Origin of the sequence: Micromonospora sp. NPDC049891 (genome assembly GCF_040660295.1) — a bacterium.
Classification (GTDB): domain Bacteria; phylum Actinomycetota; class Actinomycetes; order Mycobacteriales; family Micromonosporaceae; genus Micromonospora.
This window is the reverse complement of record NZ_JBFAML010000005.1, coordinates 47,671-63,961: the sequence shown is the minus strand read 5'-3', so window position 1 is coordinate 63,961 and position 16,291 is coordinate 47,671. Positions and strand designations below refer to the sequence as shown.

The 16,291-nt window shown below is 71.7% G+C and carries 16 protein-coding genes; 6 read left to right on the top strand and 10 right to left on the bottom strand.

The features are described 5' to 3' along the window. Positions 1-4 precede the first annotated feature (4 nt). Genes AB0I71_RS08985 through pseB form a run of 5 tightly spaced genes read right to left on the bottom strand, consistent with a single transcriptional unit; the run spans position 5 to position 5,550 of the window. Complete coding sequence (locus AB0I71_RS08985) at positions 5-739, bottom strand: glycosyltransferase family protein (RefSeq protein WP_357582691.1); 735 nt, start codon at positions 737-739, stop codon at positions 5-7. Next, positions 736-2,565: a class I SAM-dependent methyltransferase gene (locus AB0I71_RS08980; RefSeq protein WP_357582690.1), complete on the bottom strand. Its 1,830-nt coding sequence runs from the start codon at positions 2,563-2,565 to the stop codon at positions 736-738. Before AB0I71_RS08980 ends, AB0I71_RS08985 begins: the two co-directional genes overlap by 4 nt. Beyond that, the gene (locus tag AB0I71_RS08975) at positions 2,562-3,398 is read right to left on the bottom strand and encodes a hypothetical protein (RefSeq protein WP_357582689.1); all 837 of its coding nucleotides are present in this window, start codon (positions 3,396-3,398) and stop codon (positions 2,562-2,564) included. Before AB0I71_RS08975 ends, AB0I71_RS08980 begins: the two co-directional genes overlap by 4 nt. Before the next feature lie 11 nt (positions 3,399-3,409). Further along, positions 3,410-4,570, bottom strand: coding sequence for a DegT/DnrJ/EryC1/StrS family aminotransferase (locus AB0I71_RS08970; protein WP_357582688.1), 1,161 nt, complete (start codon positions 4,568-4,570; stop codon positions 3,410-3,412). After that, positions 4,567-5,550, bottom strand: coding sequence for a UDP-N-acetylglucosamine 4,6-dehydratase (inverting) (gene pseB, locus AB0I71_RS08965; RefSeq protein ID WP_357582687.1), 984 nt, complete (start codon positions 5,548-5,550; stop codon positions 4,567-4,569). Before pseB ends, AB0I71_RS08970 begins: the two co-directional genes overlap by 4 nt. A gap of 266 nt (positions 5,551-5,816) precedes the next feature. Between pseB and AB0I71_RS08960 the strand changes: the two genes are divergently transcribed. Then, positions 5,817-7,577: a hypothetical protein gene (locus AB0I71_RS08960; RefSeq protein ID WP_357582686.1), complete on the top strand. Its 1,761-nt coding sequence runs from the start codon at positions 5,817-5,819 to the stop codon at positions 7,575-7,577. A gap of 74 nt (positions 7,578-7,651) precedes the next feature. Here the strand turns inward: AB0I71_RS08960 and AB0I71_RS08955 are convergent, their stop codons facing one another. Then, positions 7,652-8,212, bottom strand: a complete 561-nt coding sequence (locus AB0I71_RS08955; RefSeq protein WP_357582685.1) for a GNAT family N-acetyltransferase — start codon at positions 8,210-8,212, stop codon at positions 7,652-7,654. A 27-nt stretch (positions 8,213-8,239) separates the two neighbouring features. Here AB0I71_RS08955 and AB0I71_RS08950 point away from each other — a divergent pair, with 27 nt between their 5' ends. Genes AB0I71_RS08950 through AB0I71_RS08935 form a run of 4 tightly spaced genes read left to right on the top strand, consistent with a single transcriptional unit; the run spans position 8,240 to position 10,964 of the window. Then, on the top strand, positions 8,240-8,491 hold the full coding sequence (locus AB0I71_RS08950; RefSeq protein ID WP_099846699.1) for an acyl carrier protein: 252 nt from the start codon (positions 8,240-8,242) through the stop codon (positions 8,489-8,491). Next, entirely contained in the window at positions 8,488-9,741 is a 1,254-nt protein-coding gene (locus AB0I71_RS08945) for an AMP-binding protein (RefSeq protein WP_357582684.1), read from the top strand. Before AB0I71_RS08950 ends, AB0I71_RS08945 begins: the two co-directional genes overlap by 4 nt. Beyond that, positions 9,734-10,492, top strand: a complete 759-nt coding sequence (locus AB0I71_RS08940) for an SDR family NAD(P)-dependent oxidoreductase (protein ID WP_357582683.1) — start codon at positions 9,734-9,736, stop codon at positions 10,490-10,492. Before AB0I71_RS08945 ends, AB0I71_RS08940 begins: the two co-directional genes overlap by 8 nt. Next, positions 10,476-10,964, top strand: a complete 489-nt coding sequence (locus tag AB0I71_RS08935; protein ID WP_357582682.1) for a hypothetical protein — start codon at positions 10,476-10,478, stop codon at positions 10,962-10,964. The genes AB0I71_RS08940 and AB0I71_RS08935 overlap by 17 nt, the downstream gene beginning before the upstream one ends. A gap of 10 nt (positions 10,965-10,974) precedes the next feature. On the opposite strand, the gene AB0I71_RS08930 is transcribed toward AB0I71_RS08935, so the two are convergent. Then, the gene (locus AB0I71_RS08930; protein ID WP_357582681.1) at positions 10,975-11,922 is read right to left on the bottom strand and encodes a TerC family protein; all 948 of its coding nucleotides are present in this window, start codon (positions 11,920-11,922) and stop codon (positions 10,975-10,977) included. A gap of 339 nt (positions 11,923-12,261) precedes the next feature. Between AB0I71_RS08930 and AB0I71_RS08925 the strand changes: the two genes are divergently transcribed. Then, positions 12,262-12,801, top strand: coding sequence for a hypothetical protein (locus tag AB0I71_RS08925; protein WP_357582680.1), 540 nt, complete (start codon positions 12,262-12,264; stop codon positions 12,799-12,801). On the opposite strand, the gene AB0I71_RS08920 is transcribed toward AB0I71_RS08925, so the two are convergent. The 3 genes from AB0I71_RS08920 to AB0I71_RS08910 are packed head-to-tail and all read right to left on the bottom strand — an operon-like array spanning position 12,765 to position 16,196. After that, on the bottom strand, positions 12,765-13,985 hold the full coding sequence (locus AB0I71_RS08920) for a potassium channel family protein (RefSeq protein WP_357582679.1): 1,221 nt from the start codon (positions 13,983-13,985) through the stop codon (positions 12,765-12,767). The genes AB0I71_RS08925 and AB0I71_RS08920 overlap by 37 nt on opposite strands. Before the next feature lie 46 nt (positions 13,986-14,031). Continuing rightward, the gene (gene pseI / locus AB0I71_RS08915) at positions 14,032-15,084 is read right to left on the bottom strand and encodes a pseudaminic acid synthase (RefSeq protein WP_357582896.1); all 1,053 of its coding nucleotides are present in this window, start codon (positions 15,082-15,084) and stop codon (positions 14,032-14,034) included. Continuing rightward, the gene (locus AB0I71_RS08910; protein WP_357582678.1) at positions 15,075-16,196 is read right to left on the bottom strand and encodes a glycosyltransferase; all 1,122 of its coding nucleotides are present in this window, start codon (positions 16,194-16,196) and stop codon (positions 15,075-15,077) included. Before AB0I71_RS08910 ends, pseI begins: the two co-directional genes overlap by 10 nt. Positions 16,197-16,291 lie beyond the last annotated feature (95 nt).

The following is a 16,291-nucleotide window of genomic DNA, read 5'->3' as shown; positions in this document are numbered from 1 at the left end:
GTGCTCAGCGCTCCTCCAACCGCTTCTGCCGGACGTCGGCGTTCAGCGCGCGGAGCGCCGGCTGCCCGTCCAGCCAGTCGGCGAGCTTGGCCAGCGGCACGCTGACGTCACCGAAATGGTCGACCACCGCGCGGACCAGGTCCCAGTCGCGTGCGGTGTCGAGGGTGAGACGCAGCTGCGAACGGTCCGGGGTGAGGGTCACCCCGAGCACCCGGAACACCTCCGGATGCGCGTACGCGTACGAGGTCACGTGCACCCGGTGGTGCTCGGTGGCGAGCCGGTCGACGGTCCGCAGCGCGTCCGCCCGGATGATCTCGACGTCCAGACCTCGGGGCAGGGTACGGGCGATGGACGTGCTGGCGTAGTCCAGCCCCGGCACGGCGCGGTACACCGAGGCGACCAGGCTGACGATCTCCGGGTCCAGCAGTGGACAGTCGGCGGTGAACCGCATGACCGCGTCGGCGGGATGGGCGTCGAGGGCGCCGACGAAGCGGGTCAGCACGTCGTCGACCGGGCCCCGGTGCCAGGCGACGCCGAGCCGGTCGCACTCGGCGACGACCGCGTCGTCGCTGCTGTCGCTGCTGGTCGCCACCACCAGGTCGGCGAGCACGCCGCTGTCCTGGGCGGCCCGGACCACCCGGCCGAGCACGCTGCGTCCGGCAAGTGGGCGCAGCACCTTGCCGGGCAGTCGGGACGAGCCCATCCGCGCCTGCACGATGCCGACGATCCGGTCGGTCACTTCTGTCTCCCCTGCTTCGAGGCGATGGCGGCGCGGGCGCGACGTTTGGCGGCGCGGGCGCCGCGCCTGGCCATCCGCGCCGGGGTGATGGCCAGCCGCCCGACCTTGTAGCTCAGCGAACCGCTCAGCAGGTTGATCTTCGCTTCGGCCCGGCGCAGCGCCCGCTCGCGCGCGGTGAGCAGGTTCTCGGTCCAGTTGAGCAGCGCGGTCAGCCGGGTGTTCTCCTCCCGCTGGCGCAGCCACGCCTCGCGGAGCTGCTGGTAGCTGTGCGGGCCCGGCGGAGGGTCGGTCGGGGTGACCGCCGACGGTTCCAGGTCGACCCGCCCGGCACCGTCCAGCCCGGGTAGCGCCGCGGCGACCGCGGCCTCCGTCTCCATCGCGGCCTCGACGACGGCCCGGTCGAAGTCGCGTCCAGCGACCCCGCCGAGCACCACGGTCAGGCCCGGCACGTCCAGTGTGGAGGTCCACGGGTGGGCGTACCCGCCGGTGAGCAGGTCGGCGGCGAATCGCCACAGGGTCCGGGCCAGCACCACGTCGACCGGCAACGGGGCGTCGGCCCGCCAGCTCCGGTCGAGCACCGCCCAGCGGTCACCGTCGACGACCAGGTTGTCCGCCCCGGCCAGGGCCACCGCACCGGCGAGCCGTCCCTGTTCGGCCTGGCTGTCGAGCCAGTCGGCGTACCCGCGCAGCAGCCGGCGCAGCAGCGCCGTGTCGCGGCGCAGGCACCCGTCGAGCAGCAGGCTGCGCAGCAGGCGGCCATCGGGCACCGGGCCGTCGGGGGCAGCCGGGTCGCGGTGGGCCACCTCCCGGCTGGCGTACGGCGCGGCACCGGTCCCGACGTGGGCAGCGCCGTCGGGTCGGCGCCAGTGCCAGCCCTGCGCCCCGTCCAGCACCTCGACCACCGGGGCGTCCGGTGCGCGGCCACCGACCAGGGCCACCGGCAGGTGGCCGGGTACCTCGCCGCCGGGCAGCGGGTGGGTCTCGTCGTCGGGGTCGGTCGGTTCGGCGGCCGGCCGGCGGGCCAGAACCAACCAGGACGGTGCCAGGTCGGCGGCGCGGCCGGCGTGCAGGGCGTCCACGGCCAGCCGGGCCGGATCGGCGAGCACGAACCGGCCGGTGTACCCGTCGGTGCAGGCGGTGTGCAGTACCGCGTCGAACAGCCCGCTCGTGGTGCGCCGGGCCAGCTCGTCGACGGCCAGCAGCGCGGTGGTCAGGTCCGGACGCGGGTACGCGGCGTAACAGGCGCCGGTCCGCATCCCGGCGGCGGCCAGCCGCTGGCGTAGCTGCTCCAGGTTGGCGGGGCGGGCGGCGTCGAGCACCCCGCCCACTGTCCACTCGGCATCGTCGCGGCCGGCGTACCAGCTCCCGGCGGCGACCAGGCGGTGCACGCCGAGTGGGTTGTCCAGGCGCAGCAGCAGGTCACCGCCGGGGCGGACGGCTGCCACGAGGCGGGCCAACAGCCCGCCCCAGCCGAGCCGCTCACCCTCGACCGACTCGATCGCGTCCAGCCCGGCACCGGCGATCACCACGTCGTACTCCTCGCCGGCGGGCAGGCCGTGTGGTCCGGCCACCAGCACCCGGTCCACCCGGCCGGCGACCACCGCCGCGTCCGGGTAGCCGCGCAGCAGGCAGGTGAGCCGAGCGTGGGCCAGCGCGTCGAGCAGTGCCGGACCGTGCGGCCCGGCCAGCAGCACCCGGGCGCCGGCCGGCACCAGGCGGGCGGCAAGCGTCGCGAGGGGCCCGTCACCGGCCGAGTCCGTCCGGTCGGACCAGGCGAGCATCTCGCCGCCGGGCAGCGTCACCGCTGACGCCGTCTCCGTTGTCACGTCGTCTCCTCCTGCGGGTACGCCCACCCCAGCAGCTCCCGCAGCGCGGCGGGCGGGTGGCGGTGGTCGGTGCCCAGCTCGGCGTGGGCGATCTCGACGGCGGTCGGCAGGTGCACCTGTTCGCCGTGCAGCTGCGGCCACTGCCGGCGGATCCGGGCGGTGCCGCCGAAGGTCGGATCCTCGTCGGCCAGCACCATCGGATCGCCGTACACCGCCGGTTCGCAGCCGGCCGCGATGCCGTAGAAGATGGCGCTGGTCAGCCGGTTCGACGCGACCCGGCGGTGCCGGCGCAGCTCGGCGAGCTGCTGGTCCAGGAACTGCGGGTCGGTGTCCTTCCACCAGTGCCCGCGGTAACCGTGGCAGATGACCCGGAAGCCGGCGTTCTCGTAGAGCCGGCGTACCCGCCGCATCCGGTGCTCGTGCCAGTACAGGCAGACCGTCACCGGGCCGGGCTCGGTGTCCCGGATGCGGGCGATCAGCTCCTTGTGGTCACCCCTGACGTGCTGGCCCTCCCAACCGTGGAAGGGGTACCAGATGGTGCCCTCCCGGGGCGGCTGGGTTTCCTCCTCCGGCCGCATGGCCAGCAGGTAGACGAACGGCGCCCCGATCACCGTGACGTTGCGTCGCCCGACCGACCAGGCCCGCCGCCGGGTCTGCTCCGACCAGAGCAGGCTCGGTGTGCGCTCGGCGTACGGGTGGCCGGGGGCGAGGCCGTCGCCGATGTTCCAGCCATGCTGGACGTACCCGTTGATCCGGGGCGGGTGGCCGTCGCCCAACCCCGCGTAGCGGGCCAGCACATGGGCGTGACCGTAGAAGTGGTTCGCGTGGTGCATCGGGGATTCCCTCAGGCGGCGGGCCGGAGCGCGCCGCCGCGCAGGGCCGCGGCCAACGCGTCGATGACGCGGTCCTGGTCGGCGTCGCGCAGTCCAGGGTAGAGCGGCAGCGACAACTGCTGGGCGTAGAAGGCTTCCGACACGGGGCAACTACCGCGCTGGTAGCCGAGATCGGCGAAGGCCGGGTGCCAGTGCGCGGGGATGTAGTTGACCTGGACGCCGATGCCGGCCGAGCGCATCCGTTCGTAGATCTCGCGGCGGCGGCCGTCGAGCACCCGGATCGGGTACAGGTGCCAGGCCGGTGCCGCCCACTGCCGCCGGCCGGGGACGAGCACACCGGGCAGGTCGGCGAGGGCCGCGTCGTAGCGGGCCACCAGTTCGGCGCGGCGGGCGAGGAAGGCACCGAGCCGGCGCAACTGGCTGCGGCCCAGCGCACACAACACGTCCGGCAGCCGGTAGTTCAGGCCGAACTCGTGCACCTCCTGGTGCCAGCCACCCTCGTCGGGCCAGCGCAGCTCGTCGGATTCCCGGACCAGCCCGATGTTGCGGAACCGGCGGGCCCGCTTCAGCAACCCTGGATCGGTGGTGGCCACCGCACCGCCCTCGGCGGTGGTCAGGTTCTTTGTCGGAAAGAACGAGAACGTGGTCAGATCGGCGAGCGAACCCACCGGCCGGCCCCGATAGGTGGCACCTATCGAGTGGGCCGCGTCGGCGAGCAGCAGCGCGTCGCTGTCGTCGAGCGCGGTACGCAGCGCGTCGTAGTCGGCCGGGTGGCCGGCGTAGTCGACAGCGGCGACGACCTTCGTCCGTTCGGTGGTCGCGGCGGCCACCGCTGCCGGATCCAGGGTGAACGTCTCCTCCTCCACGTCGGCGAAGACGACCCGCGCGCCGAGGGCGACCGCGCTGCTGGCGGTGGCCACGAACGTCATCGGCGGCACGATCACCTCGTCGCCCGGACCGACGCCGGCCGCGGCGTACGCCACGTGCAGTGCGGCGGTGCCGTTGGAGACCGTCGCCACCCCGGCGCCACCGGCCCAGGTGGAGATGTCGGACTCGAAGGCGGCGACCTCCGGGCCGGTGGTGAGCCAGTCGCTACGCAGCGCGGCGACCACCGCCGCCACGTCGTCGTCGGTCACCGACTGCCGCCCGTACGGAAGGAAAGAAGACGTCATGCCGCGATGCCGAGCATCTCACGCAGCTGGGGAACGGTGAGCCAGTCGTCGTTGGAGTCCGACTGGTACGCGAAGCCGTCCGGCACCGGCTCACAGCCGACGGGCGGCTGGTAGCCCCAGGTGGCGATGGTCGGCTGCACGATGAACCGGTCCTTGGCGATGAGCGTCCGGCGGCTGTCGTCCGGGGCGATCATCTCCTCGTGCAGCTTCTCGCCGGGACGGATGCCGATCTCGTGGGTGGTGGCCTCCGGGGCGACCGCCTCGACCAGGTCGAGGATGCGCATGCTGGGGATGCGGGGCACGAACAGTTCGCCGCCCTGCATCTGGTCGAACGAGTCGATGACGAACTGCACGGCCTGGTCCAGGGTGATCCAGAAACGGGTCATCCGCTTGTCCGTGATCGGCAGGCTCCTGCCCTCGGCGGCGAGCCGGCGGAACAGCGGAACCACCGAGCCGCGGCTGCCGACCACGTTGCCGTAGCGCACCACCGCGAAGCGGGTCGGGTGCTGCGCCGCGTAGTGGTTGGCGGAGATGAACAGCTTGTCGCCGACCAGCTTCGTCGCGCCGTACAGGTTGATCGGGCTGGACGCCTTGTCGGTGGACAGGGCCACGACCTTCTTGACGCCGGCCTCGATCGCCGCGTCCACCACGTGCTGCGAACCGGTGATGTTCGTGGCGATGAACTCCGACGGGTTGTACTCCGCGGTGTCGACCTGCTTGAGGGCGGCGGCGTGTACGACGTGGTCGACGCCGTGCATGGCCCGGGTCAGCCGGTGCCGGTCCCGGATGTCGCCGATGAACCAGCGCAACCGGGGGTCGTCGCCGAGCTGCTGGCGCAGCTCGTACTGCTTGAGTTCGTCACGGGAGAAGACCACCACCCGGGCCGGATCGGTCTCGGCGAGCAGGTGCCGCAGGAAGGTCCTGCCGAAGGAACCCGTGCCCCCGGTGACGAGGATGGACGATCCGTTCAACTCGCTCAACTGGTGCTCCCGTGTTCGTCGGTTTCGCGGTCGGCCTCGGCCGGCCGGGTGGGAACGCTAAACGCGGCGGGTTAACGGGCTCATGCCCTGCGGTTAACCACGCGCCGTGCGGCGGTGAATGGCGGGCACCCGGTTGGCGAACACCTGCCGTCGCCACGACGTGCCCGCCGACCTGCGCGGACAGGGCCGTTAGGGTCTCGACCCGACCGGGAACCGTGGCGCGTCCGGACGGCGGCTGCCTGCCCGGGCACGTCGTGGGAGGGACGATGACCATCGAGGCCGAGGCGGCCCGGGCCGAGAACGCGGGCGGCTCGGCGGACCCGGACGGGCCGACGCCGCCGGGACGTCGACGCTTGCTGCTGCCCCTGCTGCTGGTCGGCGGCTGGCTGCTGGCGACCGCCTGGCGGATCTGGCTGGCCCGTCACGCCCTCATGCCGTTCGCGCACACCGACGAGGACAGCTACCTGAACACCGCCCGTGCCCTGGCCGGCGGTCCCGGGGGCTTCAGCAGTGAGAACGAGACCCTGCGCCGGATCGGCTACCCGCTGCTGATCGCGCCGGCCTTCCTCCTCGACCGGGACTTCGTCGACACCTACCTGTTGGTACGGGTGATCAACGCGGCGCTGAACGCGACGGTCCTGCCGCTGGCGTACCTGCTCGGTCGCCGGCTGCTGGGGCTGCGACCCGGCCCGGCCCTGGCGGCGGCGGCCGGCGCGGCGACGCTGCCGGCGGTGGCCTTTCACGCCACGGTGGCGATGACCGACGCGGTGCTCGGGCCGCTGCTGTTGGCCTGGTTGCTCGCCGTGCACCGGCTGGTCGAGCGGCCCGGTCCGGTCACCGCGGCGGTCTGCGGTGCCCTCGCGGGCGCGTGCCACCTGGTGCACTCACGCGGGGTGGTGATCGTCGCCGGATACGCGCTGCTGGTCCTGGCGCTTGTCGTCCGCCGTCGGCTGGGTCCGGCCGCGTTGTCGGCGGCGGTGCTGCCGGTGCTGGCCGCCGCACTGGGCAACGAGGCGGGAGTGCGCCTGCTCGGCGAGACGGTGCATCTGCTCGGCGACCCGGCCGATGGCAACGCCGTGCGGGCGGTCACCTCGGCGCGGGGACTGTCGCAGGTGCTGGCGTCCGTCGGCACGCAGGTGTGGTACCTGATGGTCGTCACCTTCGGGCTGGCCGGACTGGCCGGTGCCGAGGCGGTGACCCGGCTGTGCCGCCGGGGTGGTGACGCCGTCAGCTGGACGTTCGGCGTGGCCCTGCTCACCACCGTCGGCGTCGCCGTCGGCGCGGAGGTCGTCCTGGCCGGCGTCCCGGACCGGGTGCCGGACGCCATCTACGCCCGGTACGTGCAGATGTTCGCCCCGTTCTGGCTGCTGGCCGGCATCGGATTGCTGTTCGGCACGGCGTACCGTCCGCTGCTGCGTCGGGCCGGGGTCACGGTGCTGCTGCTGGCCGCCGGAGGGGTCCTGATCCACGTTCGGCTGGCGCAGGCGGTGGCCCAGGACGCGCCGTTGCGCTGGGGCGCGTTCAGCGCGCCGGACCTGATGGCCCTGACCGGCGGGTGGCGACAGATGCGGCCGCTGGTCGGGTCCGCGATCGGGGTCGCCGCTTGCCTGCTGTTCGTGCTCATGCTGGCGACCCGGCCTCGACGTGCGCGCACGAGCCTGCTGGCGATCGTCCTCACGGCACTGATCGTGGTCAACGTGGCGACCATGCAGGTGGTCGCGCAGCGGCTGATCCGTCCGCTGGCGCTGGCCGGCACGCCGACGCCAAGCGTGACCGAGCTGGGGATCCGACCGCCGGAGCGGGTCGCCGCCTCCACCGGTGTGCCCTACCAGCTCAGGTTCAACCTCAGCCACCAGGTCACCTGGACCGAGGTGCGCTGGTTCGGCGACCGGCCGCCGGCCGGCACGGAGGTCGTCCTCGCGCGCTGGGCACCCGGCGAACCCGACGACTGGGACGGCACCCGGTACGGCTTCGTCCTGGTGGGCGGCGACCCGGAGCTGAAGTGGGCCGGGTGGCGGCGCCGGTGACAACGGCCTTCCCGAGGCGACGCAAAACCTCACCCGTCGGCCACGTGAACAATGCGTGGACGGAATACAAAAAATCAGCGAACGCGGCGGTTGGCGCGCTCCAGAGAAATGGGGATGACGGTGATTTCCCGGCCGTCGTGCGTTTCCTGGCGACCGGGCCCCTCGACAAAGCGGAGCCGACGGTTCATCTGGCGCACCACGGTGTTGTGGGCCAGCACCTCACCGTCGAGTCGGTCGAGGTCCAGCACGTCGAAGGCGTGGTCGACCGCCTCCCGCATCACCTCCAGCCAGGCGGGCAGCGTCTCACCCCGTTCGGCCAGCCCCTCGGCGTCCAGGTAGAAGCCCCATCCGCCGGTACGCGGGCCGGACAACCGCAGGTCGAAGTAGGTGACCGCGCCGCTGGGCACATCGTCGCGCAGGTAGGTCAGCACCCGACGGGTGGGGTCCTGGCGTACCGCCGACCACCACCGTCGGTGCTCCTCGGCGGTGATGACGTGACTGGTCTTGCTGACCTGCCGGTTGATTTCCTGATTACGCCAGGACAACATCAGGTTAACGTCGTCCCCGGTGGCGTCACGCAACACGTACCGCTCGCTTTCCGTTCCGTTTACCTGGTCACCGGGCACCCTAATCACGATTCACCTGGCTGTACACTCCGCCGCATGAAGGAATTGAGTCGGGCGCAGATCCGCGACCTCATGGGCGAGGTTCTCAAGAACCAGGGCAAGGCGTTGCCCGCCGACGACGCCGCCGATCTGCGGGAGGTTGGTTTCCGGTCGCTGGACTTCTCCGAGTTGGCGCTGCGCGTCGAGGACGCCACGGGGGAGGAGCTGAACTTCGACGCGCCCGGGCTGCGCCGGATCGCCACCGTCAGCGACGTGCTGGACTTCCTCGTCGAGCTGCAACGGCAGTGAGCGTCGAGACCGCCCCGCAGGCCCCCGCCCACCCGGCGGGGGCGGACAACCGGATCGTCGTCGACGGCGCCGTGCTGACCTGGCGTGACCTGCCGGAGCTGACCCTGCCGGAGCCCGCCGCCGTGCTGGCCCATTCGGCCAGGTACGCGCTCGCGGCCGCCCGGCACCACGCGGTACACGGCACCGAGCTGCTGCTCAGCACGGCCAGCCGGGTCGACGCGGCGATGCGCGAGGAACTGCGCGCCGCCGGGTTCGCGGTGACCGAGCTGGGCGCCCGGACGGTCGGTGACGCGGCGGCACCCGGTGCGCGGGCCGCCGAGCCCGGTCGACTGTGGCTGCTGACCTCCGGTTCCACCGGTCGTCCCAAGCGGGTGGGGCACACCCTGGAATCCCTGACCACCGTCCGGGGCGAGCAGCCGGCCCGGACCTGGCTCTGCCCGTACGCCCCCGGCACGTACGCCTGGTGGCAGGTGGTGACGCTGTCGCTGACCCAGCCGGGTCAGCACCTGGTGGTGGTGGAGCCGGATCAGCTCGACGACTGGCCGGCGTTGGCGGCCGAGCACGGTGTGGACGCCGCCTCCGGTACGCCGACCTTCTGGCGGCGGGCCCTGCACCGCGATCCGGCCGGGCTGGCCCGGGTGCCGCTGCGTCAGCTGACCCTCGGTGGCGAACCGGTCGACCAGACGATCCTGGACCGGCTGCGGGAGGTGTTCCCGGCCGCCCGGATCTCCTGGATCTACGCCTCGTCCGAGGTCGGTGCGGCCATCGTGGTGCACGACGGTCGGGCCGGGTTCCCGGTCCAGTGGCTGGACCGGGCAGCTCCGGGTCGCCCCACGATCGGGGTGCGCGACGGGGAACTGGTGATCACCTCGCCGTACCACGGTGCCGGGCTGGACGGTCCCGTCCGCACCGGCGACCGGGCGCAGCTGATCGACGACCGGGTGCTGATCACCGGCCGAACCGACGCGGACGAGATAAACGTCGGCGGTAGCAAGGTCTCCGCCGGGGTGGTCCGCGACGTGCTCACCGGTCACCCGCAGGTGGCCTGGGCGCGGGTGACCGGACGGCGTGCCCCGCTGCTCGGTCACATGGTCGTCGCCGAGGTGGTGCCGACAGGTGCCGGCACCGCGCTGGACGAGGCGACGCTTGTGCGCTGGTGCGCCGACCAGTTGCCCGAGTACGCGGTACCGCGTCGGATCCGCGTGCTTACCGAGATTCCCGTCAAGGAGACCCTGAAGAGCGATGTCTGACCCCACCACCCCCGCCCAGCCCGTGCCGCCCTGCTCCGTGGTGCTCGTCTCCGGCGGTTCCCGCGGCCTCGGCCTCGCCATCGTCACCGACCTGCTCGACGCGGGCCTGAAGGTGGCCGCCTTCGCCCGTACCGTCACCCCCGAGCTGGCCAAGCTCGCCGAGGCTCATCCGGACCGGGCGCACGTCGGCTCGGTCGACGTCACCGACCTCGCCGCCGCTCAGGCGTTCGTCCGGGCGGCCGAGGAGCGGCTCGGCCCGATCGACGGCGTGGTGAACAACGCGGCCGTCGGGCAGGACTCGCTGCACGTGCACACCGCCACCGCCGACATCGCCCGGATCATCCAGACCAACCTGACCGCACCGTTGCAGCTCACCCGGCTGGCCGTGCGGCGGATGCTGGCCCAGGGCCGGCGCGGGCGGATCGTCAACATCACCTCGATCTGCGCGCAGCGCGGCTTCCCGGGTCTGGTGGCGTACTCCGCCACGAAGGGCGGGATGGACGCGGCGACCCGCTCGCTGGCCCGGGAACTGGGCGGGCGGGTCCTTGTCAACGCGGTCGCCCCGGGCTTCTTCGCCTCCGAGATGTCGGCGGTGCTCGGCCAGACCCAGTTGGACCAGATCGTGCGTCGCACGCCTACCGGTCAGCTGACCGAGCCGGACGAGGTGGTGCCGGTGGTGCGGCTGCTGCTGCGTGACCAGACGAACATCAACGGCCAGGTCATCGTGGTCGACGGTGCCGCCTCGATCTGACCTGTCGGACCCGTTGTCCCGCACCGGGCCCGGTGCGGGACAACGGGTGTCCACCCTGCTCGCCGCCGCGCAACGACACCTGCGGGTGGCGCCGGTGGCCGAGTCCGGCGGCGCCGTCACCCGCAGCCACCTCGACGACGGACGCTGTGTCGGCTGGTACGCCCCGCCGGTGCCCGGCTGGCGGGTCGCGATCGACGCCGAGCGCGCCGACGCGCCGCTACCCGCCGCGCTGGTCCGCCGGTTCGGGGCCACCGACTTCTGGGGCCGCTGGACCCGCGTCGAGTGTCTGTCCAAACTCGCCGACGTGCCGGTGGCGACCTGGTGGCATCGGCACGGCCTGGAGGTGCCACCCGGCACCGCCTGGCTGTGGCGCACCCTGCCGCTGGCCGACCTGGTCGTCACCGTGGCCTTCACCCCCGCCGGCCGGAAGTCGTGCACTGTCCCCGACGTCGCGGTGTGCGGCACCGGTTGAGACCGCACCATCAGGGACGTTGCGAGGGCTCGGGCGTTTTCGGGTGAGCGCTGGTGCTGCGCAGGCTCCAGGCGATGGACACCGCGATCGTCGCCACGATGACGCCCAGGGTCACCGGAATGGGCAACTTGCCGACCGGGGTCTCGGACAGGATGAGCTTGACCCCGGCGAAGGCCAGCAGCACCGCCAGGCCGTAGTGCAGGTGCACGAAGCGGCGGAGCAGGCCGGCGAGGCAGAAGTACAGGCTGCGCAGCCCGAGGATCGCGAACGCGTTCGCGGTCCAGACGATGAACGTGCTCGTGGTGATGGCCAGGATCGCCGCGACCGAGTCGATCGCGAAGATCAGATCGGTGGTCTCGACCGCGATCAGGACCACGAACAGCAGGGTCGCGACCCGCCTACCGTTGATCCGGGTGAAGAACCTGTCGCCGTGGTAGGCCGGATCGGTCGGCACGAGACGGCGTACCAGGCGTACCACCGGGTTGCGGTCCGGCGGGGTCTGCTCGCCGTGCCGGAACGCCATCTTGTAGGCGGTCACAATGAGGAACGCGCCGAACAGGTACGCGGTCCAGAAGAACGTCTCCAGCAGTTCCGCGCCGACGAAGATGAACACGAACCGGAACACCAGCGCGCCGATGACTCCCCAGAACAGGACCTTGTGCTGGTACGCGGCCGGAACCCCGAAGTAGGCGAAGATCATCGCGAAGACGAACACGTTGTCGATGGAGAGCGCCTTCTCGATGAGATAGCCGGCGAAGTAGGTGCCGGCCACGTCGCCGCCCTGCCAGGCCCACAGGACCACACCGAACAGCAGCCCGGCGGCGATCCAGATGCCGGACCAGGTGGCGGCCTCACGGAAGCCGATGACGTGGTTGTCGCGGTGCAGGAACAGGTCGATGGCCAGCATGACGCCGATCGCCAGCATCAGCAGGGCCCAGACCCACCAGGAGACGGACACCGGGAACGACCTCTCGTCCGGCCGGAGCCCTCGGCGGGGCCCGGCGTTGCTGGACGAAGGTCTCCCCGGCCACCGGGTGCGGTGACCGCGTCACCGGGGCCCGGACGGCCGGGCCCGTACTGTCGGCGACGCGCGTTGCGTCGGGTACTCCCCCTCGAACTGCGTACCAGTATTCACGAAGCACGCTTCGCTAGTCAAGTGTGCCGTGTCGGGTTCGCACCAGTCGCCGAACCGACTGCACCGACGCATCGGGTCCGCCCCGCGCCCACCATGGCGTTACGGGAGAAAGCTTCACTCCCCACCCTGCGTCGCGGGGGACTGAACTGAGAGGAGATCTCGATGCTGGAGGAGCAGTCGTACATCTGGTCACTGGCTCCAGAAATGCAGTCATACATCCTGGATCTCATGTCCGCTGATGCGTTGAAGAGTTTGGCTCAGAGCTCCGGCAAAGCTAGCGAGGAACTGGTCGGCGGTTATCTGCGCTCCAAGAAGATCGGCGACGTGAACACCAGAAGCCTGGTTGACAAGGACGCCCTGTCGACCGACAAACTGGTCGACGGGCTCGCCCACGGCGATTACTGGCGAATTGGTGATCCTCAGGAGTACCTGGAGGCTCTGCGCAAGACCGTTCCGAACCTGTCGTCCGAACCGTCGGGCAGCGGATCAATGCAGGCACAGTTCATCAGCTCCTGCACCAGCTCCGACCCCTCCAAAGAAGACGCGATCAACCGCCGCACCGCGTTCCGGCAGTTCGTGCAGGAGTGCCTCGCCAACGACCGTCTGGTGTCCACGTCGCCCGGCAAGCCGGTCAACCTCGGGGGCCTCGAACTGTCAGTGGTGACCTACCTGTGGGCCACGGGACAGATCGGCCTTCGGTAGTGCGGCGGCCAGAGATGTCCACCGGACCGCGCCGGGTCGCCCCCGGAGTTCGCCGCCGTTCCTGGACACCACGCTACTGATCGTCGGGACGGTTCACCCCGATGGGGGGGTCCCTCGCGGGTCACCCCGAGCACCGACCAACCGCGCAGCGCGGCGAGGAACGGCAGGGAGCGGGACAGCACCTCGCCGGCCAACCCGTCGCCGCCCGGCGGTTGGTCGAACCGGGGTCCCAGCTCATCGGTCAGCCGGCCGTGCAACCGCCGCAGGAGCTCGTCTGTGCCCGCCTCATCCATGCCGTCACCCGCCACCGGCTCGCTGCTCGCCGACAACAGGTGCCGACCCAGGTAGCGGCTGGCGATGGTGTCCCGGAGCCGCAGCAGGGCGTGGGCCAACTCCTCCGCCCGGGGTCCGAGGCCACGCCAGGGCGCGCACCTGGCGGCCAGCAGCGCCGCGACCGTGGCCGCCGCCATCTGCTCCAGGGCCGGCTCGATGTCGTAGTCCTGGCGGCGGGGTCGGTAGGTGAGGGCGACCAGCGGATACCGGCGAACGGTGTCGTCGACCTCCCGCAGGCTCTCCGCCCAGGCGGCGCAGCGCTGCCGGGCCTCCTCGACCCCCTCGTCGGTTAGGCTCCGCGCGATCAGACCCACCCCGTCGGTGCCGCGCATCTGATCGTGGATGGTCAACGCGAACCGGTTGCGGACCGTCAGCCCGGTGATCAGCTCGATCAGGTAGGTGGCCAGCGCGGCGAAGAAGCCGAACCCGAGCGCGGCGGAGGCCACGGCGAACAGCTTCTGCGTCCCCGTGTCCGGGGTGATGTCACCGAAGCCGAGCACGGTCAGCAGCCCGGTGGCGTAGTAGATTGCGTCGACGAAACCGGCTGGCCCGTACCCGACGACCCGGTGGTAACCGTCCAGGTGTGGCCAGACGACGAGCGCGACCCCGAGCACCAGCGGCCCGAGCCAGGCGAGGAACGTGCCGGTGACCAGGATCGGTCCCGCCCAGACCAGCGGCGTTCGGCGGGGTGTACGACGCCGGCCGGCGGTCAGCGACGACGCGCGCCAGACCAGCCGCCGGACCGTGCGGGCGATGGGACCCTCCGCGTCCGGGTGCAGCACGGTCAGCCAGACGTCGACCACCACCACCGCGATCAATGTCACGCCCGCCGCCACCGCCACAAACGTCATACGCAGAGGTATACCCGTCCGCACGCGGGTGGAGCGAAGCGCCCCGTCAGATCAGATCCCAGCTCAGTGCGGTGCCGCGCGCCACGTCGGCGGTGAAGCGGCGACCCAGCACCCGCTCGATCTCCACCGGGGGGAGCCCGCCGGCCGGCCGGATCGAGCGGACGTTGTGCACTGTCACCTCGTCGCCGGCGCGCACGTCCGCCACCACGTACAACGACCGCCGGAAGCGCAGGCCCTCCCGCTCGGCCGGCGTCGGCCCGATCGCCGTACCGCCCAGCGCCGCGTACGCCCGCTCGGACTCGACCACCAGGGCGGCCAGCTCGGTCGGGTTGAGGGAGAAGTCGGAGTCCACGCCGCCGTCGGCGCGGTCCAGCGTGACGTGCTTCTCGATGAAGCAGGCGCCGAGCGCCACCGAGGCGACGGGTACGCCGATGCCGGGGGTGTGGTCGGACAGACCCACCGGGACACCGAAGGCGTCGGCCAGCACCGGGATGCGGCGCAGGTTGCTGTCGGCGGGCGGTGCCGGGTAGGAGGCGGTGCAGGCCAGAAGAATGATCCCGCCCGCCCCGCCGTTGCGGGCGGTGCGTACCGCGGCGTCGATCTCGGCCAGCGTGGCCATCCCGGTCGAGATGACCATCGGCTTGCCGGTCGCCGCGACCAGCCGGATCAGCGGCAGGTCGACAAGCTCCGACGAAGCGATCTTGTACGCCGGGGCGTCCAGTTCCTCAAGCAGTTCCACAGCGGAGGCGTCGAACGGGGAGGAGAAGACGGTGAGCCCCAGGGCGCGGGCCCGCTCGAAGATCGGCCGGTGCCACTCGTACGGCGTGTGCGCCTTCTCGTAGAGCCGGTACAGGTTCTGCCCGCCCCACAGCTCGTGCCCGCCGGAGATGCGGAAGTCCGGGGTGTCCACGTCGATGGTTATCGTGTCCGGCCGGTACGTCTGAAGCTTGAGCGCGTGCGCGCCGCTGGCCGCCACCGCATCCACGATGGACAGAGCCCTGGCCAGGTCCCCGTTGTGGTTGCCGGACATCTCGGCCACCACGAAGGGGCGCTCGCCGGTGCCGACCAGGTGCGACCCGATCTTGAACGTCATTCCGATCCATTTCCGTGCGTGCTTACCAGTGTGTGGTCTCGTGTCGGGCTTGCCGGTGCCGTCGCCGCCCCGCCCGTGGTCTCCCCGGCGGTGCCGCCGCGCACCCGGCCGACGAGCCGGTGTGCCCGCCGCAGCGCCGCGTAGGCCAGGTAACTGTCGCGGCCGACGAGTCGGTGCTTGAGCCCCGACACCCCACCCGGCCGGGGATAGCCGCCGCTGGGCAGGTAGGTGCGGTAGTGCGCGGCGACCCGGCGGAAGAAATCCCGGCGCAGGTGCGGATGCAAGCGGTCGTCGTTGCCCACCACCACCAGGAAGTGGTTCACCATCAGGTCGAACAGTTCGGCGTGCCAGCGTCCGTCGGGATGCCGTCGGCGCAGCCAGGCGAAGAGGCGGTCGTACTGCTCGAATGAGTCGAAGTGCCGGCCGCTGCGCGTCGAGGTGATCGCGCCCTGACGGCCCTGGCGGTACAGATAGCAGACCCGGTCCAGCACGCTGACGCGCTCCGCGCCGATCAGCAGCGGGTGGCTGAACGGAATGTCCTCGTACCAGCCGGGGTGGAAGCGCAACCCCAGCTCCGCCATGAACTCCCGGCGTACCACCTTGTTCCAGGCGGTGTGCTGCACCCGCAGCAGTTGCGGTCGGTCGGCCAGCCGCACCACGCCCGGGGTGCCGCGCAGCAGCCGGCTGCTGGCGTCGACCTCCTCGCGTCCGCACTCGTGCATCCGCAGGTGGTCGACCATCATCACGTCGGGGCGGTCCGCCCGCAGCCGGTCCAGCACGGCCCGGATCGTCCCGGCCGGCAGCCAGTCGTCGCTGTCGACGAACCAGACGTAACGGCCGGTGGCCACGTCCAGGCCCGCGTTGCGGGCCGGCCCGAGGCCGACGTTGCGGTCCAGGTGCAGCACGCGCAGCCCGGGATGCTCGGCGGCGTACCCGCGCAGCAGTTCACCGCACCGGTCCGGTGAAGCGTCGTCGACCGCGACGACCTCCACCTGCCTCGCCTCGTCGGCCGGGATGTCGGCGTGGATGGAGTCCAGGCAGTTGAGCAGGTACGCCTCGACGCCGTAGACCGGCACGACGATGCTCAGCAGCGGCGTTGGCGTCGGCTCTGTGACCACCCGGAAACAATTGGCCACCCGGGTGGACGGACCTGGAACCTGACGTGACCGGCGACGGTTCAGTAATTGAACAGCCGGCCCGGATCAGGTTAACG

Bases quoted from the DNA above. Each gene is read 5' to 3' on its own strand.
- AB0I71_RS08975 (WP_357582689.1), bottom strand. From the start codon at position 3,398: ATGCACCACGCGAACCACTTCTACGGTCACGCCCATGTGCTGGCCCGC.
- AB0I71_RS08970 (WP_357582688.1), bottom strand. From the start codon at position 4,570: ATGACGTCTTCTTTCCTTCCGTACGGGCGGCAGTCGGTGACCGACGAC.
- AB0I71_RS08960 (WP_357582686.1), top strand. From the start codon at position 5,817: ATGACCATCGAGGCCGAGGCGGCCCGGGCCGAGAACGCGGGCGGCTCG.
- AB0I71_RS08950 (WP_099846699.1), top strand. From the start codon at position 8,240: ATGAAGGAATTGAGTCGGGCGCAGATCCGCGACCTCATGGGCGAGGTT.
- AB0I71_RS08940 (WP_357582683.1), top strand. From the start codon at position 9,734: ATGTCTGACCCCACCACCCCCGCCCAGCCCGTGCCGCCCTGCTCCGTG.
- AB0I71_RS08925 (WP_357582680.1), top strand. From the start codon at position 12,262: ATGCTGGAGGAGCAGTCGTACATCTGGTCACTGGCTCCAGAAATGCAG.
- AB0I71_RS08920 (WP_357582679.1), bottom strand. From the start codon at position 13,985: ATGACGTTTGTGGCGGTGGCGGCGGGCGTGACATTGATCGCGGTGGTG.